A 22,840-nucleotide genomic window follows, 5' to 3' on the forward strand; every position below is an offset into this window, starting at 1 on the left:
GAGGAACATCTTAGCACGGTCTTTTTTTGGATTTTGTATGGCAGGTAACAGATTTCCAAATTTAAAACCTAAACTCCATCGGCGTAAATCTGATTCCGTTGACCGTCCTCTCGATCCCGGTCTCCGTAAAACCAAGACGGCGATAAAAAGGAACCGCATAGCGCGAAGAATTGACCGTAATCCGTTGTATACCAGGGAAGCTTCGGCATCGTTCCTCCACGGTGCGGAACAACCGGTTGGCCATCCCTTGCCGGTGGTACTCTCGTTTAACAAAGAGCAAGAATAAATGATTCTCTCCCAAAGTGGCTATAACGCCAGTCCAATCCCCTTTTTCCTTACTCCCCCAAAAGTGGAGCTCCTCTTCTCTAAACCCATCTATCACATTCTCGTATGAGATGACCTTTTTAAAAGCCTCTACCCCCTCGTCGGTAGACTCCGGAGCTTCGAATTCCTCGAATACGCACCATACCAGCTCGAGCGCTGTCCGGATATCCTTTTCCTGCAGCCTGACGATTTCCATATTCCATCCCTCCACAAGCTATTAATTCCATCATCCGGGGTCGGGGAAAAAATTGCAATAAAAAAGAGGCGATGGCTAATTTCGTGGCCTCCGCCTCAAGTTTGTATACCGCCGCGGTTCTCAAATCTAAACAACCTTGAAGGGATACGGCTTTTTGGTTTCGCGGTCCGCGATGCTTACCATTACCGACTCCGGTTTAACCCTCGCGATCAACCCCATCGCTTCAATGCGACCCACCATTTCAGCTAAATAGGCAGCGGTTTTATTCTTGGGTTCGCTGCCGCCGTCAATATCTACGATGAACCGGATATCCGCGCCTTGTTCCATATGCGGCAAGATTATATTTTCGAGGACGGCTCGTTCTTCATAACCAAACTGCGCAGCAATTTCCTGACTGAAGGAGGTTTCCAATGACAATTTCTCCTGGACAGAATAGATTTCCCGGGGCAAGATTACCTGACGGCTGCATAACCAAGCTCCCCTTCCGACACGGTACACTACAATGTAGGTGACAAATTTGGTGTGTCCCGGATGCGTCTGTGCGTCGGTCGTGATCACGAGATCATATACGCCTCTCGGATCGGCTGTCATGAACCGGGAAATCCGATTCAGCACGTCGTTAAATTCCAGATTCTGCTCCGTCGTATTCCGGAAGGTCGTTTCATGAATGAATGGGTATTGTCGTATTTTTCTTTTCATGGGATTCACCTGTACTGCAAGGCTGGCTTCTTCCTTTCGCTTTGGATTTTGGTTCCTGGAACGGGACCGAATTTTTGCCCAACGAGCGGCAATGTTGGTTTTTTATACTTATGTTATTATGGCCGCCAAGTGAACGGAAATGTGCCGAGCCGGATTCGAACCAGCGCTCTTTTCACGGACCAGATTTACAGTCTGGCGGTTTCAACCACTCACCCATCGGCACTTATTAAGAATTGGCAGGGGCCGTGGGCATCGAACCCACCTCAGTCTGCTTTGGAGGCAGACTCGCCGCCGAGGACATGGACCCCTATTTGGAGAAATATGACGTGGACGGGGCTCGAACCCGCAAATCCCGGCGTGAAAGGCCGGTGTGTTCTCCAATTTCACCACCACGCCATGTAAAACTGTGTTGTTGGACTACGGTAAATCCTGGCTTGGAGCGGGCTTATCTCCCGCTGATTTTTTACAGCTTGTGTTTCGTTCGACCACCATAACTAACCCGGACAAGTGACCGACTCACACTTTGCGAACCGTATGTTATGTACTTTTGGTGCGGCCGGTGGGACTTGAACCCACAACCGAAGCTAACGCTTCACGGGTTTTTAAGACCCGCATGTCTGCCATTCCATCACAACCGCATGGCTGCCTCTCCAGGGCTCGAACCTGGGGTCGCGGCTTCAAAGGCCGCTGCCTTACCGGCTTGGCTAAGAGGCAGTATTGGGAAATTAACCGGTACACACGTTCCCTCATAGGGATCAAAAAAAGACTACTCCCCTTCCAAGCGTTCCATTGAACCGGCCTCATTCAACTTCATGAGCTGACGAAGGCAAGCACAAATGGACCACTTGCGAAGGTGCAAGCAGCCTTTTACGTACAAAGCTATGGATCTACGGATCTGGATTCAGAACGGTCCGCAATTCACAATCACGTCAGTACCGTTCCTCCTCTTTTCAGGATGATACGGACTAAACGCGGTACGTAAAAGCTACTCTTGATCGGCTCGAGATAGGCCTCATACAGGCCGGCCAATAACTCGCTAACTTCGCATTCGCGCCAATCTTGATTGGACGGATGCATCTGATTGAAAATAGTCTCGACGTAATGAGATTTTAACTGCTGTTTCATAACCTATCCCTTCCTTTCTTCGTAGATTTGTCGTACTTTCGTTACCCGTTTCACTTTCACACATTATCGCTTTAACGTTTTACCGTTTTGCTGATTCGATAATATCACAGTGTTTTTTTGGATGTCAACCCTTTTTTTACTTTTTTTCGATAACATAGATACAAAAAAGCCGCCGAGTTTCCTCAGCGGCCTTATATCCAAAACATATAGACATATTTTTGAATGCCTACGCAGTCCCTGTACGAGTACAGGAGGATATTTCGAACACTCCGCGTGAAGAGGATGAAGATCTATTCAGGGCACGAAGAAATAAGCGGCTCTCCTCATAAAGGGACCACTGTTCCAAGTTTGGAATTTCAACGAAAAACATCCGTGTTTTCATCCTAGTTCACATCCTTTCCTGCGAAGCTTCCATAATTTTCATCAGATTAAAGCAAGAGCCCGTTTTTTGTCAAGCAAAAAATATAAAAACGGTGATCCCCTCTCCTCCTAGCTCATTATCTGAGCCACTATAATGCGATGACCGTCGGGATCCAGCAGGGCCGCTTCCTTCAAATCGGGAAAATAGTCGGGCTCCCCCGCCAGTTGAAACCCCTGACGCGCGATATATTCCAGCGCCGCATCAAAGTGTTCCGTTTCGAAATATAAAAGCTCCGTGATTGCACCGCCATCCATAAAGCGGTTCCGATCAAGCAAAAGTGCGGCGCCATCAGCCATGGGAACCGAGTATATCGCTCCGCCTGCCGCGGAAGCATCATACGGGACGCCCAGCAGATCGGAATACCAGCGTGCCGTTTCCGGGATATGCTTCACGTCCACAAACACCCCGCCTATTTTCGGCAAAATCGGGCTTTGCGCCATGAGCTCAATGTCCTCGGCCGAAGAAGCGGTCCAGCAAACCATCTGCGCATTGCCTTCGGCGTCGCGGAAATTGAAATAGGCCATCGTCCCGTGATATTCAGGCTCGAGGATGATCTCTCCCTTCTCCTGGACATAACGGTAAGCTTCCTCCAAATTTGAGGTTTTGAACATCATCCTAGGCCTCATGCCTTCATCCCACTTTGGATTCTGCCGGTTTGCCGTATTCGAATCGAGGATCAGGTGAGTTCCCTCAAAATCAAACCAATACACGGGTCCTCCGTTAAGCCGCTCCTCCACAACCGGAAGGCCTAACAAACGGCTGTACCATTCCGCGGATTTCCGTAAATCCGTAACATGAACAAACACGCTGGCAATCCGGTTCTCTAAAGGGGAAGTCGACGAGGACTCAAAGATGACGCTTTCATGGTTTTTCAGTTGAATTCAACTCCTTGGTTTCATTCTCTACACTGATAAAATCCAAAAATTTGATCTAAGTCTACCATAAGCAAGGGCATCCTTCCATGGTTCCCTCTTACTTCCTGCCGGATAGGCATTATTGTCAAAAATAAAGAGCTGCAAGAAATGATTTTCTTGCAGCTTTATCTTACAACCGTGTCCGCCGCAGCGGCTCAATAAATACCCCGTCAGATCAGGACAATTCGCGGACCAGCTGGCCGAGGACATCATTCAGTGGTGTTAGCGGCCGGCGAAGCACTTTCTCGAAATCGTCGCTCCGGATCTCCAAATCTCCTTCCCGAATGCCCTGTTGAATGCTGACCAACATTGGGATGACGAAGTCGGGAACACCGGCATGTTTCATGATATCCGCATACGTCTCATCATCTACTTGTTGCACGGGAACTTCTTTTCCCAGCACCTCGCCGATCACCGATGCCAATTCTTCTTGCGTGAGCAGTTTGCCGGATAGCTCATAGATCGTATTTTCATGGCCTTCTCCGGACAATACCGCTGCCGCGGCTTCCGCGTAATCCTGTTGCGAAGCCCATCCGACTTTACCTTGACCCGCCGAAGTCACCCATGGCGCCCCCGCGAAAACCCCTTGAATGCTCGACATTTCATTCTCCAAATACCAATTGTTGCGTAAAAAAGAGTATGGAATCCCCGTTTTCATTATGGCTTTCTCCGTCTCTTTGTGTGTAGGAGCAAGGAAGAGCTTGCTGTCCTGAGCATTCGCCAAACTGGTGTAGGCAATGAATCCCACCTTCGCCCGGACGGCGGCTTCAACGGCGTTCGCATGCTGACGGATTCGGGTTTCATTGTCCCCGTCCGCGGAAATGATCAGGATGCGGTCCACTCCCGCAAAAGCCGAATCCAGACTTTCGGGAAGATCAAAATCGCCTTGACGGACGTCCACACCCAAGGCCCGCAAGTTCTCCGCCTTCTCCGGGTTCCGGACGCTAACGGCCAACTGATTGGCGGGTACGGTCTTCAGCAGATGTTCCACCACTTTCTTGCCCAGCTTTCCTGTGGCGCCTGTAACTAACATCTTCATATTTCATTCCTCCAATAAATTGTTGTAATATCTCTTGTTATAACTATGTAAGTTACAACAAATCTATAAAATAAGGCCTCATTAAGAGGCTTATTTTCAGTTGAATTTATGGATCAATTGATCCAACGTCGTTTGTGCCAACCTTTGCTCCATCGCGGTTTGGGCCTCGGTCAACTCCTCTTGCAGCACTTTCTCGATATTCCGGCCCACTGGACATTGAATATTGGAATTCTCATGAATTCGAAAAAGCCGGTTCTCTTCCGTCACATTGACGGCACGATATATATCAAGGAGCGTGATCTGATCCGGTCCCCTTAGCAATGCCGCTCCTCCTACTCCCGGACGGACATCCACAAGCCCCGCCTTTTTTAACATGCCCATAATTCTGCGGATGACCACAGGATTCGTATTCACGCTGCCGGCGATAAAATCTCCTGTACAGTCCACGGGACTTACGACAATTAGGGAAAGGGTATGCACCGCTATAGAAAAACGCGTGCTAAGTTGTTTCAAGGAAACCACCCTCCTGTTGTAACCATTATAGTTACCACTATTGAGAATGTCAATTTTTTTCGCATATTCATCGGACTATGACAGGAGCTGTCACTATTAGGAGATATACTGATAACAAACCTGATCCGAAAAAAGGAGCCGGGTTAATATCCACTATTCGAGGAGCTGATTTATCGTGTCTTTTCAAGTCACCCCCTTCATTATGCTAAACGGCCAAGCCGAGGAAGCCATCCGGTTTTATGAAACGGCTCTGGGAGCCAAGACGTTGTTTAAGCAAACTTATGGGGAAGCGCCGGACGCCTCCGCAAATCCCCTTCCCGCCGAATTCAGAAACCGTTTAGCCCATTCCGTGTTAAAAATCGGGGATGCCGACCTTTTTGTGGCTGATTCCCTGGAAACCGACAAATCCGCAGAGCACAACGAAACCGTCCAAGTATGCATTACAACACCGGATGCCGTGACGACCCGACACTTCTTCGACGCCTTGACGCAAGGCGGGAAGATCGTCTTTCCTTTGCAGCAAGTTCATTTCAGCCCGGCTTACGGCATGGTTAAAGACCGCTTCGGAGTTACCTTCCATCTCTTCACGCAGCGCCGTTAACCGGGAGAAGCGCAGCCGGGCCTCCCGGCCCGGCCGCTTTCTAAAATTCATTCGCGTCTCTTCGTGTCGAGCCTAATTATCCCGAACGATGATATAATTCAACAAGTGCTTTAAAAAACCGGTCTTCAGCGGAAGTTCCTTCACCGCTTCCATGGCAAGGCAGTAATGCTCCCACATCGCCTGGCTGGCCCCGTCCCGTCCCAGAATCGTTACAAAGGTGGAGTTATTGTTTTCCACATCTTTGCCGGTGGGCTTGCCCAGCAATTCAAGATCTCCTTCTCCATCGAGCAAATCGTCTTTGATTTGAAAGGAGATTCCCGCATGATAGGCTACCTTTTTCAACAATGCGATTTCAGGTTCTTTTACCTGTGCAAGCATGGCGGGGGCGACGAGCGAAACTTCAAAAGCAATGCCCGTTTTATAAAAACAAAGCGTGTTTAATTCCTCCAAAGCCAGTACTTTTCCCTTCGAATTCAAATCCATCGCTTGGCCCATACAGATTTCCCCGGCCTTCCGGGATAAATACCGCAATAGTCGGAGTACGGTTTTATGATCAAAGCCCTCCAAAGATGCCTGCTCTTCTATCGCTTTCTGAATAAGGTAAATCCCCGTCAATTCAGCGATCGCACTGTTGTGTACCTGATGAAGCGTCGGTCTCCCCCGCCGCGTAGTCGAATTGTCTTGCGAGGGAAGATCGTCAAATATCAACGATGCCGTGTGCATATATTCCAGCGCTCTAAATAAAGGCGTTAAGGCGGAAGCGTCAAGACCGTATTCTTTTACCCCCATGACCCATGAGAGTACGGGCCGGATTCGCTTGCCGCTGCCCTCCAGACTGTAGTTGGCCGTATCGATCAGCAGTCCGTTGGCATCCGCCAAAGATTCAGGTTTCGGGATCTTCAACCATTCGTTGATTTGCCTGCGCGCTGTTTGAATCGTAGTGTGGAAATCTTCCTTCTCCCTGTTACTGGTTCTCATTGTAAGGAGCAATTGATCACGCAGCAACTTATCAAAAAAGTCCACATCCTCCGCTTTTCGGACCATGAACTGAACGAGACGGTTCAATTCCGGCATTCCGGCGGCGAAGATCTCCATGATTTCGTTATATTTCTTCTGACCGACCCGTTTTTGATATCGTTTTAAGCCATTGATCGCCCGATCCAGAATGACCTCGCACGTTAACGGGTCCGATTGATAAACGTGGTGTATCAGATGAGATATGACGGTCCAATATAATTCAAACGGGTTGATTAAATCGGGCCGTTCATGGCGATAGGTTAGATAATAGGTGTAAGGGGTAACCGCTCCGTCCCGCAAATCGTCGAACATGTCAGCAAAATCATCGGCCAACTGATTGTACAATCCATAATAAAACACCCGCTGATCAAAGCCTTCATCCTTCGGGGCGCTAAGAACGGAGCGGACGATCAGCCGGGAGGAAGCGGCTTTGATGATGATGGGCAAATACAGATCTTCATTGCTATAACCCGGTTCGGTTAAATCCTTGAGCCTGTCTACGTCCTGGGAATGAAAGAATACGTAAGAGTGTTCATAAAAAATATCCCGCGTCTCCTGACGTTGATAATTTTTGATATACTCATAAGCCTCCCCAAGCTCGGCATGAACAAAACGAACCAATTCGGGGTTATTGCCGGTCCACTCCCCGAGTTCCGGCACGACACCGCTGGACAATGTGGTGCGCAGGATCGCGGAATACCGTTCTTTATCCTCGTCCAGCAATGCCCCGGAATCCAGCAGATCATCGATAAAAGGATAGGTTAGCCCGTAAAAATAACCGAGCCGGATGGCCTCATCCAATCTCCGGGAGCGTTCTTCAGGAGGAATTTTCACCTCGTCCATTTCATCCAGGGCGTGCATGACGACGCCAACGATGATTTTAATCAATTTACGCTCCGCTTCCTCAGCGTTCATCTCTTTGGGGATTCGGGGAGAGACGCCTTTGATTTTGTTGATCACCCAAATGGCCGCATTTTCTACGCCTTCCTTTTGAGCCCACCGGTAGAACGCCGCCAGACTGATAAATTCCGGTTGGCGCCCCTTTTTTGCTTCGGAAGGATCGATAAGCAGCTTCTTCATGTCGTCGATGAAACGGTTGACCTTAACTTTCGTCCGATCGGAGTTCAGATCTTTTCCCAAATCCCGCAAGTAGATATAGGAAATGCTGCGTTCCAGATAGCTGTCCAGTTTTCCGGTATAGTTCAGCCAAGTGATATATCTATGAAAATCTGTCGAATCCGGCTGCTTCTTTACACGTGAAAAAAAGGACAGCATCGAACCGGTCCGGACATGCTTCCTTTTCCACTTCTGAAAATCCTCGATTAGCGCAGGGATAAAGGTCTTTTCTTCTACTTGTACCCGCAGTCTCGAAAAATATTGAGCGGCCTTATCCTCGGCCCGCCTGTACCAAGCCTCCGCTTGATGGGTTCCCGCTTTGCTCATCCGATGTTATCCCTCAGCTTGTATATAGAAAATTTAAATGATTAGGATCTAAAGTTGTTATTCTAGATTATTATACACGAACCCCTATGAAAAACCGACTCCGGACTGTTTTTTCTTCTGGACTAAAGTCTAGGTATTCGCCGGTTCCCGCGGTTATACGCTATAATTTACTTAAGACGCCGGGTGATACTCCCGGAAACGGAAGGTGAGTAACGGACTTGCGCTTATTTTCATATTTAAACTCTTTTGTGATGGCCTGGCGGGATTATCCTTTGGAAGCAAACCTTAAGCTGGCGGAGCGGTATATCGTTAAAGAGCTGATTGGTGAAGGAAGCTATGGCTTAATATATAAATGTAAAGACCGGATCAGCGGATCCTTCGTTGCCGTAAAACAGGCAAGGCCCAGCAAAGGCCTCGGGGCTACGGGTTTATTGGAAAGAGAAGCGGATATTCTGAGAACCGTTAGACACCCGCAAATTCCCGAATACCTTGACCTGTTCAAAGCAAAGAACGGTACCTTTTTGGTCATGTCTTTTTTGAGCGGCGATACGTTCGAAGACTTGATTTTTGATCAAGGCCAGCGGCTGGCCGAAGAGGATTGCGTCCGTTATACGCTAAAATTGCTTGAACTGGTGGAACATATTCACAGCAAAGGCATCGTTCACTTGGATCTCCGCATCCCGAACGTGCTCGTGAACGATGGCCGCCTGCATCTGATCGATTTTGGGCTGGCCCGAAGGATCGGAGAACCCCCTCCCCGGGTTCCCCCTCCCGGAAAGGGTTTTCGTTTAAAGCGCCAATCTCCCGCTCAATTCAAAGCCGCAGAAATCCAGGCCGATCTTGTTGACATCGGGCATTTTATGCTGTTTTTGCTTTATTCCTCCTATGAACCGGACAATACCGCAGCCGGAGGAACGAGCGGCCGGAGTTGGCGGGAAGAATTGGACCTCTCCAAGGAACTTCGAACGATCCTGGAGCGCTTGCTGAAGCTTCGGCAGCCGTATTCTAGCCTTTCTTTACTTAAAGAAGATTTGTGCAGACTTAAGTTCTCCCCTGGATGAACATTCCCTGATCTACCAAAAGTTGAAGGTGCCGTTCCATCTGTGATAATATCCGAATAAAGTTAAAGTATATTATTATGAACAAGAAAGGTGGACGTTGAAGATGCTAAGAAAATTGATCGACAAGCTTTTGCACTCCTCCTCTCATAGCCATCATCGAAGGCATAACAGCAGCTCCGCGAAACACTACGGTAAAAAGTACAGCAGCAGCCACGGGTATTCCCGGCACCGGGGCTCCTCCTCCGACTATCATCACCGTCACGGAAATCTGGGGCACGGCTATTACAAATCCAGAAGGGGCAGTTCGAGTTAATATGATAAATACCTTACTATTGGACGAACATTTCCGGAAACAACAATTAACTGAGGGGCTCGCCTGGCATTGCGAGCCTCAAAGCTGGTTTATTGATGCGGAACTTAGCCAGCTTGTATTGCATACCGAGGAGAACACGGACTTTTGGCAAAAGACTCACTACGGTTTTCAAGCGGACAGCGGTCATTTCTTATATGCGACTACTAAGAATAATTTCAGAATGACGACCAAAGTCATCGCCCGGCCGAAATCGCGATACGATCAGGCTGGGTTAATGGTCCGGTTCTCGGAGGATCTATGGATCAAAACCTCCGTGGAGTACATATCGGAAGGGACCGGAAAACTCGGAGCGGTGGTGACAAACCGCGGATATTCGGACTGGTCGACCCAATCCGTTTCGCTCTCCGGCGGCGAAATCGAGATGTTCTTCCGGATTTCCAAAATCGGTCAAAACAGTTATGCCGATTATTCCTGGGATGGAGAGCATTGGTCGCAAATCCGCGTCGCTCACTTGGATCTTCCTGCGGGTGCCCCGGTTTATGCCGGATTGTACGCCTGCAGTCCCCAAGGCAAGGAACTGGAGGTCCGATTTGACTTTTTGATCCTCGAAGAGCTGGGCGACGACCCGAATGAGGCGTACCTTTAATAAAAACAAGCTGGACTGAGTCAAATCTTCGGCGAAAGGTCGAAAGATGATACAAAAAATGGCCTCCGCAAGCGGAAGCCATTTTTTGTATTTTTCTTGTCTATTTTCAATGTGCGTACGGGATTAATAAGGAACCTTGAACATGTAACGTCTCGTTTCAAGTGCGTGTCCGGTTGCGGCCGCTAGTTCGACGGCGTAAACGCGAAGAACAAAGTTCAGCAGCAGCGGCGCAAGATATCCTTTCAATTCCTCATCGATTCCACTCATGTCGAATTCCTTGGCATCGAGAATCAACAGTTTCTTGCCATGCTCCTTAAGAAATTTATGCGCTCTTTCTTCCATCGGGCGGGTTTCGTCAAGCCCTTTCAGAAGAATAAACGGTACGTCCTTATCCAGAATTTCAAACGGTCCGTGGAAGAATTCTCCGGCATGAATCGCATGGGAATGTTTCCACTGCATCTCCATCAGAATACAGATCGCGAAGGAGTAGGCTATTCCGTAGTTCACTCCGCTTGCCATCGTGTAGATGACGGACTCGTTTTTAAAGGCTTGGGCATAAGCTTTGGCGTTCTCCAAAGACTGCTCCTTCGCTTTCTTCAGCACTTGACCGAAGTTGTTCAAGCTGCTTAGCAGCTTCTCGTATTTCTTGTTTCCTTCCTTAACAGCCAACAGCCCCATCGTCAAACGATACAATACCGCATAGTTGGCGATTTCCGGATGGGGATCCAATTCCCCCGGCGGCGCCCAGCTGTAATTTACAATAAAGTCGGACTCTTCGGCTAATGGAGCGGTCTCGACATACATCAGCGAAACGGTGAGCGCTCCCTTTCCTTTGGCAAATTTGGCCGCTTCGGTCGTTTCCGGCGTTTTTCCCTTGTGGGAACAAAGGATAACCAGCGAATCGGAACCCAGCGTTGCGGGATTGCGGTAAATAAATTCGTTGGAGTTGTAAACTTCCGCCGTGATTTGGGTCGATTCCCGGTCAATGAAATATTTGCTCGGATACATCAAGGCGGAGGATCCGCCGCAAGCCACCAGAAATACCCGGCGGATTTCTCTTTCTTTATAGGCCTCAATGATTTGATTCACTTGCTCCTGCGCTGTAGTCAATACATTTGCTACGCTCATGATCTCGCCTCCATAGTTAAGTTGTTATATGTTGTATTATATATACATATACATTTTTTCGCACAAAATGTCAACTTCTTATTCCGTTTTTTCTCTCCCCAGCTATCCCTGGACTTGTCATTCGATAGGGATCCAGGATAGTTTCCAGCTGTTTTTGATCGATCAAATGATGAGCGAGCAACAGCTCGCGAACCGTTTTCCCCGTTCTTAGCGCTTCCTTGACAATTCGGGACGATGTCTCATAGCCGATATATGGATTCAGCGCGGTAATCAGGCCGGTGCTTGAATTCACATAGCCGCTGCAGCGTTCCTCGTTGGCCGTTATTCCCTCAAGGCAGTGGGTTTTAAATGCGCCAAAGGCGTTTTTCATAATCTCCAGCGATTGCAGCAAATTGTAAACAAGCACCGGCTCCATCACGTTCAGCTCCAACTGGCCGGCTTCGGAGGCCAGGCAGATCGTAAGATCGTTACCAAAGACCTGAAATGCCACCTGGTTGATGACCTCGCACATCACGGGGTTTATTTTCCCGGGCATGATCGAGGAGCCCGGCTGACGGGGCGGCAAATGTATCTCGCCAAAACCCGAGCTTGGTCCCGAAGCCATGAGACGCAAGTCATTGCAGATTTTAGACATGTTCAGCATGCAGATTTTTAGCGCGGCGGACAATTCCGTGAATCTGTCCGTATTTTGAGTCGCATCAGGCATGTGCTCCGTAAGGCGGAGCGGCAAACCGCTAATCTTGCCCAGCGCTTCGACTACCCGCTCGATATACCTCGGATCCGCGTTGAGACCCGTACCTACCGCAGTCGCCCCCATGTTAATCGTCAGCAAATGCTCCCTAGCGCGTTTAATTCGCCCGATATCCCGGAAAAACACTCTGGCGTAAGCCCCAAACTCTTGGCCTAATCGGATCGGTACCGCATCTTGAAGGTGAGTCCGCCCCATTTTGATCACGGAATCAAATTCCTCGGCCTTTGCATGAAACACCGCATACATGGATTCCATCTCGCTTAATAGATCCTCCATTAAACCAAGTACCGCGATTTGCGAAGCCGTCGGAAAACAGTCATTGGTAGATTGCGACATATTGACATGCGTATTGGGACTTACCCGGGTATAATCTCCTTTGACTCCGCCGAGAAGCTCAATCGCCCGATTGGCCAGTACCTCATTGGCATTCATGTTTATCGAAGTTCCCGCTCCCCCTTGAATCGGATCGACCACAAACTGGTCATGGAAGCGGCCTGCCCGGATCTCCTCGGCAGCCTGCTCGATGGCCGTGCCTATTTCGGGCTCCAGCCTCCCCGTTTCTCGATTTGCCTTCGCGGCTGCTTCTTTCACCATGGCCAGGGCACAGATCAAACGTTCATGAATCCGGTAACCAGTGATTGGGAAATTTTCCACGGAACGCATCGTCTGAATTCCATAATAGGCATCAAGGGGCACCTGTCTCTCTCCCAAAAAATCCATCTCGATTCTATGTGATTCCGGCAGCATGAACCATCTCTCCTTCCTCTGGCAGCGATGCGCTAAAATCGGAAGGGACTCTTTTGGCCACGCCCGTTTTGAGCGCAGCCCGGATCACGGCTTCCCTGACCTTAACGACGACCCTCTCGTTGAAAATGCTCGGCACGATGTACTGTTCATTCAGCTCGGATTCGCTTATGACATCCGCAATCGCTTTGGCCGCCTCCAGTTTCATGGCCTCGTTGATCAGGCCCGCTCCACAATCCAGCGCACCGCGAAAAACGCCGGGAAAGACCAGCACATTGTTGATTTGATTCGGATAGTCGCTGCGTCCGGTTGCAAAAATCCGCACATGCGGCATCGCTTCTTCCGGGGAAATTTCCGGCTCGGGATTCGCCATGGCGAAGACGATCGGATTCTCCGCCATAGCTTGGATATGTGAAGCCGACAACACACCGGCCCGGGAAACTCCTATAAATACATCCGCCCCTTCTATCACGTCCGATAGCTGACCCGCCCGATCTCCCACCTGCGGCTGCTCCGCCAGCCAGCTCCACATCGGATGCTCATAGCTGCCGCCGCGGACGATTGCTCCGCTCCGGTCCACGGGGATCAAGTGCTTGACACCGGCGGAAATCAGCATTTTGCAGATGGATACGCCGGCGGCACCGACGCCGTTCACGACGATCTTAACCTCTTCCATCCGCTTTCCGATCACCTTCAGGGCATTCATTAACCCGCCGATAACCACAATGGCCGTGCCATGTTGATCATCGTGAAAAACCGGGATGTCCAGCTCTTCCTGAAGTCTGCGCTCAATCTCAAAACAGCGCGGCGAACTGATATCCTCCAGGTTGATACCACCAAAAATAGGGCTTATCGCCTTGACCGTGCGGATAATCTCCTCCGTATCCTTCGTATCCAGACAAATCGGAAAAGCATCCACGTCCGCAAGCTGTTTGAAAAGCATGGACTTTCCCTCCATCACGGGAGCCGCGGCACTAGGCCCGATATCACCCAATCCCAGCACCGCGGTGCCGTCGGTCACGACCGCCACCGTATTCCTCTTCAGCGTAAGGGAATACGCCCTTTGGGGATCTTGAGCTATCGCGGCACATACTCTGGCTACGCCTGGTGTGTAAACCCGGGATAAATCCATATTGGTCTTGATCTGCATGGTAGGCTGAATGGAAATTTTTCCGCCCAGATGGGCAAGAAAAACACGATCGGAAACCTCAATGATCCGGATCCCATTCAACGATTCCAGTTCTTTCAAGATCCCTTCGTAACCATCCCGTTCCAATTGAATGTCAACGTCGCGGATGGAGGAACCGATATCCGAGCGAATCGTCTCCACGGACACGATATCACCGCCGAGTCGGTTGACGATCTCCGCCACATCGCCGAAGCCGGCTTTTGCGTGCAGCAGTTCCAATCGCAGCCTCAGATTTTCATATCCCATTCGCCTCTCTCCTATCCCAGAGACCTGCTATTATTATAAGGTTGAATTGTTCAGCTTCTTGGGCTTGATTGTACAGATGCAGCGAAAATTTCCGCAGCGCCTCCGATATATAGATGCCTCCAAATTTTTAGCGGTACACCCGTTCCATCCTTTTGGCCAATAGGGAAAGCGGATAACAGATCAGGAAATACACGGCAAGCACCAGGGTATACATCTGCGTAGCGATCGACAAGCCTTCCAATAGCTCGACCCGCTCGATAACGAGCTGTACCGATTTCAGGAAGTCCAAATTGCCGATCAGGACGGAGAGTGACGTCGATTGAATAAGATTGGACATCAGTCCGATGACGGAGGGCAGCATCCGCCGTATGGCTTGCGGCAATATCACATAACGCATCGTTTGAATGGGGCTTAGCCCGAGCGCCATTCCCGCTTCCGTCTGCGTGGGAGGTATCGATTGAATAGCCCCGCGCACCGCAACGGAAATATTGGCGCTGCTCCATAGACTGAGCGCGATCATCGCGGAAATGTAACTGTTGACTTGAACGCCCATTTCCGGAAGCAGGAAGAACACCAGGAACAACGTAATTACGATCGGCAGGCCGCGGAATAGCTCGGCGTATCCCTTCATGATCCAGACGATAACCTTATGGTTTGCGGTTTGCAGCACACCGACGATCATGCCGAGCAGCAGGGCAATGCCAAGGCAGCTGAGGCTTAATAAGATCGTATTAATCAACCCGTCGAGGAGAAAGTTTGAATTTTTCGCTAATACTTCCATTTCGCCCCCTGCCTTTCTTTGCTTTTTTGTAATCCAGCTTGCGCTCGATACGCCCGAACAAATACGAGGTGCCCCAAACCAGCAGGAGATAGATAACCGCTATCGTAATCAGCATTTCATAGGTTTTAAAGTCGTAGGCGATCCGATCCATCGCCGCAAAAGTCATTTCCGCAACGCCAATACTTGTCATATAGGCGGAGTTTTTGATCACCGATACGGCGGTGTTGCTGAAAGCGGGAAAACTGATCCGAAATCCCAATGGAACGATAATATGACGGACGATCTGCCAGGTGCTGAGTCCGAGCGATTGACCGGATTCAATCAACGCATGCGGCACGGCGTCGGTTCCTCCGCGAAAGTTTTCGGCCGCAAACGCCCCGCCCCATAAGGATAGGGCTATGATGCCTACCGCAACCGCAGACAGCTTAATCCCGAAGGCAGGCAGGCCGAAATAGAGGAAGAATACGTGCACCAATAGCGGGGTATTCCGGATCACGTCCACATAGACGGCTACAATTTGGGATAAAACCGGGATTTTCAAGGTGCGGACGACGGCGCCGCTCATTCCTATCACCAGCGACAATAGAATGCTTATGACGCTGATAAAAAGGGTCATTTGGAGCCCCGTTAGCAAGAGGGGCAACGCGTTGATGATATAACCGAAATCAAAACTCATGCCTTAGCACCTCCTCATGGTGTCATCTTACATGGCATTTTTAAGAAATTGGCGGGTTCGTTCTTCCTGCGGATTGCCAAACACCTGCTCCGGCGGCCCTTGTTCCACGATAACGCCTTGGTCCATGAAGATAATCCGATCGCCGACATCGCGGCCGAAGCCCATTTCATGGGTAACGATCAGCATCGTTGTGCCCCGAGCAGCCAGGTCCTTCATGACATCCAGCACATCGCGTACCCGTTCTGGATCGAGCGCGGACGTAACTTCATCGAACAGAAGCACTTCGGGATTCATGACAAGCGACCTTGCGATCGCTACGCGTTGCTGCTGGCCTCCGGAAAGCTGCGCGGGATAACTGTTCGCTTTATCCAGAAGTCCGACTTGATCGAGCAGTTCGCTGGCCTGGGGCAGCACTTCGCTCTTCGCCCGTTTTTGCACCTTCATCGGAGCGAGCAACAGGTTTTCCATGACCGTCAGGTGAGGAAAAAGATTGTAGCTCTGAAATACCATGCCGATTCTTTGCCGGACCTTTTGCAAGGATGAAGGTGTGTAATCGATCTTTTGGTCGTCGATGTAGATCTCTCCATCGTTCATGCTCTCCAAACCGTTTATACAGCGCAGCAGCGTACTTTTGCCCGAGCCGCTCGGCCCGATAATCACGATCACTTCCTGGGAATGGACGTCGATATCGACACCGCGAAGAATGAGGCTATCCCCAAACTGCTTCTTCAGATTACGGATGGATAATTTCGGTCGCTTCGTTTCCATGCTGTCCCCTCCCTGTTTTTTGCCGGCGTTATGGTCTCGGGATCATTTGCATCGGGTCCAAATCGCCGGCCTTCGGCATATATTCTTCAATCAGCGATTTAAAATAATCCTCTTGTCTCATCTGCTCAAGCGAATCGTTGACCAATTTCAGCATGGCCGCGTCGCCTTTGCGGACACCGATCGCCATCGGCGCAAAGGCGACCTGCTCCCCTACAATCGTGTAGTCCATGGATGTTTTTACGAATTCGGACATGAGCACGGCATCATGGAACATCGCGTCGGCCCGTCCGTCCTTTAAAGCGCGGAAAGCATCCGCATTGCTTTCAATCTTGATCTGCTCGGCCGTGGGCACATTTTCATCAAGATAGGTGGAGCCTGTAGAGCCCTTGATGACGATGACCTTTTTCCCCGCAAGATCAGGAATCGCGTTAATGCCGCTGTCCTTCTTGACGACCGTAACAACACCGCCGTCAAAAAATTCCGTTGAAAAGTCCAGCTGTTTCTTGCGTTCCTCGGTTACACCCAAGGTGGCCGCGATAAAGTCGATTTTGTTGGAATCCAGATAAGGAATCCGGTTTGTGGCATTGACCGGGACGAATTCCACCGCGTTCTTATCGCCAAAAGCATATTCGGCCATTTTTTGGACCACGCCGATTTCATAACCCGCATTCTTGCCGCTCTCATCCAAATAACCCAGCGGAGGATAGTCGACTTTGACGCCAACGACCAGCTTACCGCGCTGTTTTAGCGCATCCGGCAAATTTTCCGCCTGCGCGGCTGACGCCGTATTGCCGGTTTTACCGTCCGTTTCTTTCGCATCGGAGCCGGCGCCCGCTTCGTTCTTTCCGCAGCCGGCCAGCAAAACCACCATACTCAGCGAAATCATCAGCACCCAATGGCCTACTGCGTTTTTGCGTCTTTCGTTTTTCATACCCCATCCTCGCTTTCACTTTTGAAGTTGATTTGAAATGTAGGGTCCTTTTATCCGCGGCTTGTCTTACTCACCAATGACTTGAATGTAAACTTTTCTGCTCTTGGGACCGTCAAATTCGGCAAGATACACATCCTGAGCGTCGCCGGCAATCATTCGGCCATTCTCCACGACGAATAAGCAACTGTTGCCCGAGAGCATCGACTTCAAGTGAGAAGGAGAATTGCTGCCCGTTGCCCCGTAAGAAGGCAGGAAATGCGCATGCGCATATGGGAAATCTTTGGGAACCAGACGTTCCAGCAGTTCCTCAATGTCCGTCTCCACACATTCAAGTCCTTCATTAATCATGATCCCGGTCGTGGTATGCGCCGAGATAACGGCCGCGATCCCGTTTTGAACCCCGCATTCTTCAACAAAGCTGCGGATTGTATCGGTAATTTTGATCATTTGAAATTCGGCCGTTGAACGCAATACGATCGTTTTTAGTTTAACCATGGCCGATCATTCCTCCTTTCGCCTAAAAAGACCTGTGCATTGCCGCCAAGTATCTTTTCCAGTGTTTTGGGCCTGAACTCCATCGCTTCGAGCGCCGGCAGCAGCCTTTTGGCCTTGAAACGCGGACTGTTTGTACCAAACATCACCTTATCGTTCAAATTCCGCTCGATCCAGAGGGGCCCCATATTCGTTTTGAACACCTGCCGGTAAAAATCGAGAGCATTATCCATGTGAAGCAGCGATGTGTCGGTAAACACGTTCGGGTATTTCAGCAGCAGCATAACGGTTTCCTGAACCCATGGCCAGCCGAAGTGTGCCAGACACATGCGCAGTTCGGGATAAGCTATGGCTACATCTTCAAAATTCACGGGCTGGGCATATTTCGATGGCGCATCCGGTTCCCAGCTCATGCCGGCATGAAACAGGATGGGTTTATCGAACTCCAGGCATTTTTCGTAAAGCGGTTTCAATTTATCGTCACCCGGGTAAAACTTCTGCTTGGAAGGGTGGAGTTTCAGCCCCTTTAAACCCAGTTCCCGGAAAGCGTAATCAAGAACCTTCACGGCGTCTTTCCGGTGCGGATCCACACTGGCAAATCCAATAAACCGATCCGGCGCCAAATCGACCAGTTGCTTGACCTCTTCATTGGATACGATCCATCCGCCGCTTTGGGTGGTCAGGTCCATGGGCAGCAGAACCGACCGGCTGATTTGCATGTAGTCCATCTCCTGCAGCACCGATTCCAGCGGGCTCGGGGACTGCTTGAAAATACCAAACTCTTTTTTGCGGTAGTCCAAAACTTGCTTGTCATCACTAATCGCTTTGTGAAAAATGGGGTGCGTGTGTACATCGATAATCAATTTATCATCCGCCTTTCCGCCTGTCCGGCTGTGTTTAATAAGGTTCGAATCGGGAAACGACTCCTGCGGCGACAACCGCCCCTTGCCTAAGCGAATCGGGAATCGGCCACCCCTTCAACTGCCCGTACATAAAGCCCGCGCAGAACGAGTCTCCGGCCCCGACCGTATTGACAACTTTGGTTTGGACGATTTCGCCCCGGTAGAAGGACTCTCCGTCGTAGGCAAGGCTTCCGTGTTCTCCCAAAGTCACGACCACGATACAAGGTCCTTGGGCGTGCGCCCACTTCATGAATTCCATAATGTAGTCGTCTTCCTGTTCATAGGAGAAGAATACATAATCGGTGTCCGGCAAGATCGGTCCGGCGATTTCCTTCTTGGTCCTTGTGGAAAAATCATAAATAACCTTGACCCCTTTGCTGCGGAAGTACGAAAGATGCTCATTGATCCGGCCGGATAGGTTGGTGTGAATGGCTTGGTGTTGAAGAATGAAGGCCAAATCCTGTTCGGTTAAAGCAAATTCGGCCATGACCCCTTCGATCTTCTCCTTATGCACCCGGTCATTCCCGTTCAAATCCATCTTAAAGATCGCCGTTTTGCCTGGGCGGACATGCATACAGGTCACATTTACGTCTTCTTCCCTAAGCTTCTCAATCATCATAGACCCGTACAAATCATTGCCAACGACGCTTACCATGGAGACATCTAAGCCTAATCGGCTTAGATGAATCACAAAATCAACGCTGTTACCAGTGGGATAGTATTTGCCCAAATTATCATACTTGTCAATGCAACTGAACCCAACTCCCGCTACGCGCATACCGGCCTCCTCTTTCGGTGAGTATTTGTCTCCTATCCAAATTGTATATGTTGTTATAATATAAGATATACCATCTCTATACAACACCAGTCAACTATAAAATTCTATGTAAGTGTTTTCATTGTGTTACATTATCTTTCATAAACCCATTTTTTGATGCCTCATACTCCAAAACAGAATATCCATGTAATATTCACTTACATAGATTCTTGCGACCTCCAAGTTCAAGTCAACAAAAAAGCCCGCCATTCTCGCTCCTCGTTGGATGGAGTGAAGATGGAGAGCTTCATTTTGTTATGTGTTTATACAGTATGGATTTAAGCGCCTGAGGCTAACTGCGTTTCCCGGAATTTATTGTAAAAATGACCTTGCTGGACATATAAACGGATTGCGAATAATGCATAGGTCTGTCTTGTTGATCATAAGTAATTTTACCTAGCAAATAAAGCGGGGTCCCTCTGTCGCAATGGAACAAGCTTGACTCGTATTCCGTCGCGAGAATAACCTCCAGCGTTTTTTCCGAAAAGGCAGGTTCAACACCATAACGTTCTTTTAAAATGTGGTAAGTGGAGGGAGACTCCCCGATGTATTTTTCCAGGTCCGGCAGGATTTCCAGCGGAAAAAAGGAAGTTTCAATAATGAAAGGTTGGTTATCGATGAACAGAAGGCGATGCAATTTAAGCACCGGATCATTTAGCTGAATTTTAAAAGTGCTTGCCAACTTTTCATCCGCTTCCATGACCAGGTTCGATAGGATTTGCGAGCTAGGTGTTTTTCCGGACAAGGTAGTCATATCGGAAAAGCTTCCCACTGAAATCAATTCCCGTTTTTCCTTGAGTTCACGCACGTAACTGCCCTTGCCCTGTTGACTATGCAAAACCCCTTCTTCCACCAAATCCGTAATGGCCCGTCGAACGGTAATACGGCTTACCCCGTATGTCTTCCCGATTTCCGCTTCAGGGGGCAGCTTTTGCCCCGCTTTGTATACGCCTCTGGAAATATCTTCTTTAATAATTTGTTTTAATTGTAGATAAAGTGGACTTTGACTGGATACATTCAATTTCATCTATTTTCTTTCTCCTTCGGAATTAAACTAGGCCCGATATTGCAAGTCTTTATCATATCATATGTTATCATATGACTTGCGACTCACTTGTTATTATAGTAACATACCCCAAGTCGATAATAAAGAAAGCGGAGAACAGGAAGCAGAACCGCAAATATCTGACTTAAACAAAAAAACCGTCATCGGACGATTTGTCGTTCAGACGGTTTGCTCCTGCTATTCATTTATAATGACACAAATTCCCCTGAATGTGACTTCCAGCCGCTAACTCCTAACCGCGGCAAATAGCGGATCGGTTTTTCAAAAAACTTCGGTTGAATGAGTTCAAGGGATTCCCCCCGAAGGAGAACCGGAATGCTTTGTCTTAAGGAACTCCGCCAATTATCATACAGTCTGCGCGGAAATCCGTACAATACCGTATACAGGCCGCTTCCGCATTCCCTGCCCATGACGGTCTCCCCTACCCAATTTTGTGGATCAAAATGGTCATCCAGGTAGTACCGTCCACTTAGTTTAAAGTAATAATCCGCTTGAAAAGAACGTATGGCCCGATTCGCCAGATATAAGCTGAGCGCCTCACCCAATCCTTTATAGGGGCCATCCGCCGCCTGTCTGATTATTTTTCGATGTCCGAGATATAAATAGCGGTCCGCACTTTGCGTCAATTCCGGCGGAACATCTGGCCTAAGCCCTGTTTCTATCAACAATATGCGGGCCGCGGGAAACTTGTCCCGAATCGACGCGATCGTACCCAAGGTTTGCCGCGCCCGTTCTTCTATCGTGAAAGCGGAACGCGTCGCACTATAGCTCAAAGGTTGGCTGGTCAAATAAATCGTCGAGGAAACGATAAATAACACGCTTTGCTGCACTGCCGGCTCCCCCTTTCTTTTTCTCCTCATGACGTATTTTATGTTCTATTTCTATTACACGTCTGGATGAATACTAGAGGTTCCGTATTCTCGGGCCTGCTATATAAGTTGAACTATTAATTCGCATATGAGGCAGCCGTGTGAAATGTTCTTCCGATCGCTGTTGTTCCCAGATTTCCTCATCAATTAAATTCAGAATAGGTAGAAATCCGGTCACAAAGGCGAACGCTACGCTTCTCCAGAATCATTTCACACTATTGCCTAGAGCTTTTTTTAGTTCAACTTATATACTTCAAACTTTTCATCAGCCAAGGCTTGATTAGCGGCAGAACCGCCGCCGGCTGCATGGCCTTCGTATGATCCATCCCGTCCCCTTGCAGAATTTCTATATCCCAACCCATAGATTCTAAGAGACTGCAGTTCCTCTGCAGAATTCCGCCAATATCGACCGTGACATTTCCGAACTTTTCTCCGTAAACGAGGGTATCTCCTGATCCGGCAAAAGCAAGTCTCGGAATCGTAAGCCTCGCTTGAACCAACCGGTCGTCAAATCCGTTTAAACTTCTATATAAACTTTGGAACTGCCGGGGAATGCGCGGGTCGATCGTAACCGGGATCTCTTCCCAGTCCATGTCGTCGGGCCCCGGGCATCCTTCGGCGGAAGCGAAGACCTCTTGACTCGACTTCCAAGCCAGCTCATAGGTTTTTTCGGTCACGATCGTCATTTCGCGATAAGGTCCTTCATAAGGAGGATATCCGCCCATCATCAAACTTTCCAAGCGATCGGTTCTTAATGCCAGCTGAAGCCCCATAAGCCCCAGCCAGGAATAACCGTAATAACTGAACCTATGGACGCCCATCTCATCCGCAATTTGCAAAAAATCGCGAACAATATGTTCCGCGGTGAGGCGATCCGGCTCTGGATATTGAAATAAATGGCCTTCGTAATCAAAATAAAGAACCCGAAACTGTTCGGCCAACCCCTCCACGAAATGCTCCCCCAACTGAGGATCCACGCCCCATTGTTTTAAGCTTTCGGCCTCCGGCCCGTAAACCGATTTTTTGGCGATCGGCAGCATAACGACTTTGCGCTGCGGATTTCCCGCCAGGCCTGCCTCAATTTCGGTATGATTGTTTAGTTGTATCATTTTTTTCATGATATCACTCCTGTTCGGCATTTTGTATCTCCATCTTATAACATTCAAGC

At 49.2% G+C, this 22,840-nt stretch carries 24 protein-coding genes and 5 tRNA genes; 4 read left to right on the forward strand and 25 right to left on the reverse strand.

Annotated elements, in window-relative coordinates; translation table 11 throughout:
• Positions 1-61: 61 nt before the first annotated feature.
• The 11 genes from V4U84_RS17180 to V4U84_RS17230 all read right to left on the reverse strand — a co-directional run bounded on the left by V4U84_RS17180 (position 62) and on the right by V4U84_RS17230 (position 5,231).
• Complete coding sequence (locus V4U84_RS17180; protein ID WP_334074616.1) at positions 62-520, reverse strand: GNAT family N-acetyltransferase; 459 nt, start codon at positions 518-520, stop codon at positions 62-64.
• Positions 521-646: 126 nt separating this feature from the next.
• Positions 647-1,219, reverse strand: a complete 573-nt coding sequence (locus tag V4U84_RS17185; RefSeq protein WP_334074617.1) for a ribonuclease H-like YkuK family protein — start codon at positions 1,217-1,219, stop codon at positions 647-649.
• Positions 1,220-1,359: 140 nt separating this feature from the next.
• Positions 1,360-1,442 (reverse strand) — tRNA-Tyr (locus V4U84_RS17190).
• Positions 1,443-1,453: 11 nt separating this feature from the next.
• Positions 1,454-1,528, reverse strand: a tRNA-Trp gene (locus V4U84_RS17195).
• Between the two features lie 13 nt (positions 1,529-1,541).
• Positions 1,542-1,615 (reverse strand) — tRNA-Glu (locus tag V4U84_RS17200).
• A gap of 152 nt (positions 1,616-1,767) precedes the next feature.
• Positions 1,768-1,857 (reverse strand) — tRNA-Leu (locus tag V4U84_RS17205).
• A 1-nt stretch (position 1,858) separates the two neighbouring features.
• A tRNA-Gln gene (locus tag V4U84_RS17210) sits at positions 1,859-1,933 on the reverse strand.
• A gap of 210 nt (positions 1,934-2,143) precedes the next feature.
• Positions 2,144-2,344 (reverse strand): hypothetical protein, encoded by a 201-nt coding sequence (locus V4U84_RS17215; protein ID WP_334074618.1) that lies wholly within the window; start codon positions 2,342-2,344, stop codon positions 2,144-2,146.
• A gap of 489 nt (positions 2,345-2,833) precedes the next feature.
• The gene (locus tag V4U84_RS17220; protein WP_334074619.1) at positions 2,834-3,571 is read right to left on the reverse strand and encodes a VOC family protein; all 738 of its coding nucleotides are present in this window, start codon (positions 3,569-3,571) and stop codon (positions 2,834-2,836) included.
• Between the two features lie 283 nt (positions 3,572-3,854).
• Entirely contained in the window at positions 3,855-4,718 is an 864-nt protein-coding gene (locus V4U84_RS17225; RefSeq protein WP_334074620.1) for an SDR family oxidoreductase, read from the reverse strand.
• A gap of 96 nt (positions 4,719-4,814) precedes the next feature.
• On the reverse strand, positions 4,815-5,231 hold the full coding sequence (locus V4U84_RS17230; protein ID WP_334074621.1) for an Rrf2 family transcriptional regulator: 417 nt from the start codon (positions 5,229-5,231) through the stop codon (positions 4,815-4,817).
• Between the two features lie 175 nt (positions 5,232-5,406).
• Between V4U84_RS17230 and V4U84_RS17235 the strand changes: the two genes are divergently transcribed.
• Entirely contained in the window at positions 5,407-5,832 is a 426-nt protein-coding gene (locus V4U84_RS17235; RefSeq protein ID WP_334074622.1) for a VOC family protein, read from the forward strand.
• A gap of 72 nt (positions 5,833-5,904) precedes the next feature.
• On the opposite strand, the gene V4U84_RS17240 is transcribed toward V4U84_RS17235, so the two are convergent.
• Positions 5,905-8,292, reverse strand: a complete 2,388-nt coding sequence (locus V4U84_RS17240) for a polyprenyl synthetase family protein (protein WP_334074623.1) — start codon at positions 8,290-8,292, stop codon at positions 5,905-5,907.
• A 272-nt stretch (positions 8,293-8,564) separates the two neighbouring features.
• Between V4U84_RS17240 and V4U84_RS17245 the strand changes: the two genes are divergently transcribed.
• From V4U84_RS17245 to V4U84_RS17255, 3 genes are all read left to right on the forward strand, one after another.
• Positions 8,565-9,353 (forward strand): serine/threonine protein kinase, encoded by a 789-nt coding sequence (locus V4U84_RS17245; protein ID WP_334074624.1) that lies wholly within the window; start codon positions 8,565-8,567, stop codon positions 9,351-9,353.
• 103 nt (positions 9,354-9,456) lie between these two features.
• On the forward strand, positions 9,457-9,666 hold the full coding sequence (locus V4U84_RS17250) for a hypothetical protein (RefSeq protein WP_334074625.1): 210 nt from the start codon (positions 9,457-9,459) through the stop codon (positions 9,664-9,666).
• 1 nt (position 9,667) lies between these two features.
• Positions 9,668-10,312, forward strand: a complete 645-nt coding sequence (locus V4U84_RS17255; RefSeq protein WP_334074626.1) for a DUF1349 domain-containing protein — start codon at positions 9,668-9,670, stop codon at positions 10,310-10,312.
• Between the two features lie 123 nt (positions 10,313-10,435).
• On the opposite strand, the gene V4U84_RS17260 is transcribed toward V4U84_RS17255, so the two are convergent.
• The 13 genes from V4U84_RS17260 to V4U84_RS17320 all read right to left on the reverse strand — a co-directional run bounded on the left by V4U84_RS17260 (position 10,436) and on the right by V4U84_RS17320 (position 22,790).
• Entirely contained in the window at positions 10,436-11,422 is a 987-nt protein-coding gene (locus V4U84_RS17260; RefSeq protein ID WP_334074673.1) for an SIS domain-containing protein, read from the reverse strand.
• Between the two features lie 88 nt (positions 11,423-11,510).
• The gene (gene aspA / locus V4U84_RS17265; RefSeq protein WP_334074627.1) at positions 11,511-12,938 is read right to left on the reverse strand and encodes an aspartate ammonia-lyase; all 1,428 of its coding nucleotides are present in this window, start codon (positions 12,936-12,938) and stop codon (positions 11,511-11,513) included.
• Positions 12,919-14,370 carry an NAD-dependent malic enzyme gene (locus tag V4U84_RS17270; RefSeq protein ID WP_334074628.1) on the reverse strand — a complete coding sequence of 484 codons (1,452 nt, stop codon included), beginning with the start codon at positions 14,368-14,370 and terminating at the stop codon, positions 12,919-12,921. Before V4U84_RS17270 ends, aspA begins: the two co-directional genes overlap by 20 nt.
• A gap of 127 nt (positions 14,371-14,497) precedes the next feature.
• The gene (locus V4U84_RS17275) at positions 14,498-15,151 is read right to left on the reverse strand and encodes an amino acid ABC transporter permease (RefSeq protein ID WP_334077597.1); all 654 of its coding nucleotides are present in this window, start codon (positions 15,149-15,151) and stop codon (positions 14,498-14,500) included.
• Positions 15,102-15,827, reverse strand: coding sequence for an amino acid ABC transporter permease (locus tag V4U84_RS17280; RefSeq protein ID WP_334074630.1), 726 nt, complete (start codon positions 15,825-15,827; stop codon positions 15,102-15,104). The genes V4U84_RS17275 and V4U84_RS17280 overlap by 50 nt, the downstream gene beginning before the upstream one ends.
• 27 nt (positions 15,828-15,854) lie before the next feature.
• Positions 15,855-16,595 (reverse strand): amino acid ABC transporter ATP-binding protein, encoded by a 741-nt coding sequence (locus tag V4U84_RS17285; protein ID WP_334074631.1) that lies wholly within the window; start codon positions 16,593-16,595, stop codon positions 15,855-15,857.
• A gap of 28 nt (positions 16,596-16,623) precedes the next feature.
• Entirely contained in the window at positions 16,624-17,526 is a 903-nt protein-coding gene (locus V4U84_RS17290; RefSeq protein ID WP_334074632.1) for a transporter substrate-binding domain-containing protein, read from the reverse strand.
• Positions 17,527-17,592: 66 nt separating this feature from the next.
• A complete protein-coding gene (locus tag V4U84_RS17295) occupies positions 17,593-18,021 on the reverse strand; it encodes a secondary thiamine-phosphate synthase enzyme YjbQ (RefSeq protein ID WP_148457792.1) in 429 nt (142 codons plus the stop codon).
• Entirely contained in the window at positions 18,009-18,881 is an 873-nt protein-coding gene (locus V4U84_RS17300) for an amidohydrolase family protein (protein WP_334074633.1), read from the reverse strand. Before V4U84_RS17300 ends, V4U84_RS17295 begins: the two co-directional genes overlap by 13 nt.
• A 34-nt stretch (positions 18,882-18,915) precedes the next feature.
• Positions 18,916-19,698 carry a fructoselysine 6-kinase gene (frlD, locus tag V4U84_RS17305; protein WP_334074634.1) on the reverse strand — a complete coding sequence of 261 codons (783 nt, stop codon included), beginning with the start codon at positions 19,696-19,698 and terminating at the stop codon, positions 18,916-18,918.
• Positions 19,699-20,029: 331 nt separating this feature from the next.
• Positions 20,030-20,764, reverse strand: a complete 735-nt coding sequence (locus V4U84_RS17310) for a UTRA domain-containing protein (protein WP_334074635.1) — start codon at positions 20,762-20,764, stop codon at positions 20,030-20,032.
• A 224-nt stretch (positions 20,765-20,988) separates the two neighbouring features.
• Complete coding sequence (locus V4U84_RS17315) at positions 20,989-21,633, reverse strand: hypothetical protein (RefSeq protein ID WP_334074636.1); 645 nt, start codon at positions 21,631-21,633, stop codon at positions 20,989-20,991.
• 278 nt (positions 21,634-21,911) lie between these two features.
• Positions 21,912-22,790: an alpha/beta fold hydrolase gene (locus tag V4U84_RS17320; RefSeq protein WP_334074637.1), complete on the reverse strand. Its 879-nt coding sequence runs from the start codon at positions 22,788-22,790 to the stop codon at positions 21,912-21,914.
• Between the last annotated feature and the right edge of the window lie 50 nt (positions 22,791-22,840).

The organism is Paenibacillus sanfengchensis (assembly GCF_036864765.1).
Classification (GTDB): Bacteria; Bacillota; Bacilli; order Paenibacillales; family Paenibacillaceae; genus Fontibacillus; species Fontibacillus sanfengchensis.

Coding starts and splice junctions, on each gene's coding strand:
- V4U84_RS17180 (WP_334074616.1), bottom strand. CDS start 520: ATGGAAATCGTCAGGCTGCAGGAAAAGGATATCCGGACAGCGCTCGAG.
- V4U84_RS17185 (WP_334074617.1), bottom strand. CDS start 1,219: ATGAAAAGAAAAATACGACAATACCCATTCATTCATGAAACGACCTTC.
- V4U84_RS17215 (WP_334074618.1), bottom strand. CDS start 2,344: ATGAAACAGCAGTTAAAATCTCATTACGTCGAGACTATTTTCAATCAG.
- V4U84_RS17225 (WP_334074620.1), bottom strand. CDS start 4,718: ATGAAGATGTTAGTTACAGGCGCCACAGGAAAGCTGGGCAAGAAAGTG.
- V4U84_RS17240 (WP_334074623.1), bottom strand. CDS start 8,292: ATGAGCAAAGCGGGAACCCATCAAGCGGAGGCTTGGTACAGGCGGGCC.
- V4U84_RS17250 (WP_334074625.1), top strand. CDS start 9,457: ATGCTAAGAAAATTGATCGACAAGCTTTTGCACTCCTCCTCTCATAGC.
- V4U84_RS17255 (WP_334074626.1), top strand. CDS start 9,668: ATGATAAATACCTTACTATTGGACGAACATTTCCGGAAACAACAATTA.
- aspA (WP_334074627.1), bottom strand. CDS start 12,938: ATGCTGCCGGAATCACATAGAATCGAGATGGATTTTTTGGGAGAGAGA.
- V4U84_RS17270 (WP_334074628.1), bottom strand. CDS start 14,370: ATGGGATATGAAAATCTGAGGCTGCGATTGGAACTGCTGCACGCAAAA.
- V4U84_RS17275 (WP_334077597.1), bottom strand. CDS start 15,151: ATGGAAGTATTAGCGAAAAATTCAAACTTTCTCCTCGACGGGTTGATT.
- V4U84_RS17280 (WP_334074630.1), bottom strand. CDS start 15,827: ATGAGTTTTGATTTCGGTTATATCATCAACGCGTTGCCCCTCTTGCTA.
- V4U84_RS17285 (WP_334074631.1), bottom strand. CDS start 16,595: ATGGAAACGAAGCGACCGAAATTATCCATCCGTAATCTGAAGAAGCAG.
- V4U84_RS17290 (WP_334074632.1), bottom strand. CDS start 17,526: ATGAAAAACGAAAGACGCAAAAACGCAGTAGGCCATTGGGTGCTGATG.
- V4U84_RS17295 (WP_148457792.1), bottom strand. CDS start 18,021: ATGGTTAAACTAAAAACGATCGTATTGCGTTCAACGGCCGAATTTCAA.
- frlD (WP_334074634.1), bottom strand. CDS start 19,698: ATGCGCGTAGCGGGAGTTGGGTTCAGTTGCATTGACAAGTATGATAAT.
- V4U84_RS17310 (WP_334074635.1), bottom strand. CDS start 20,764: ATGAAATTGAATGTATCCAGTCAAAGTCCACTTTATCTACAATTAAAA.
- V4U84_RS17320 (WP_334074637.1), bottom strand. CDS start 22,790: ATGAAAAAAATGATACAACTAAACAATCATACCGAAATTGAGGCAGGC.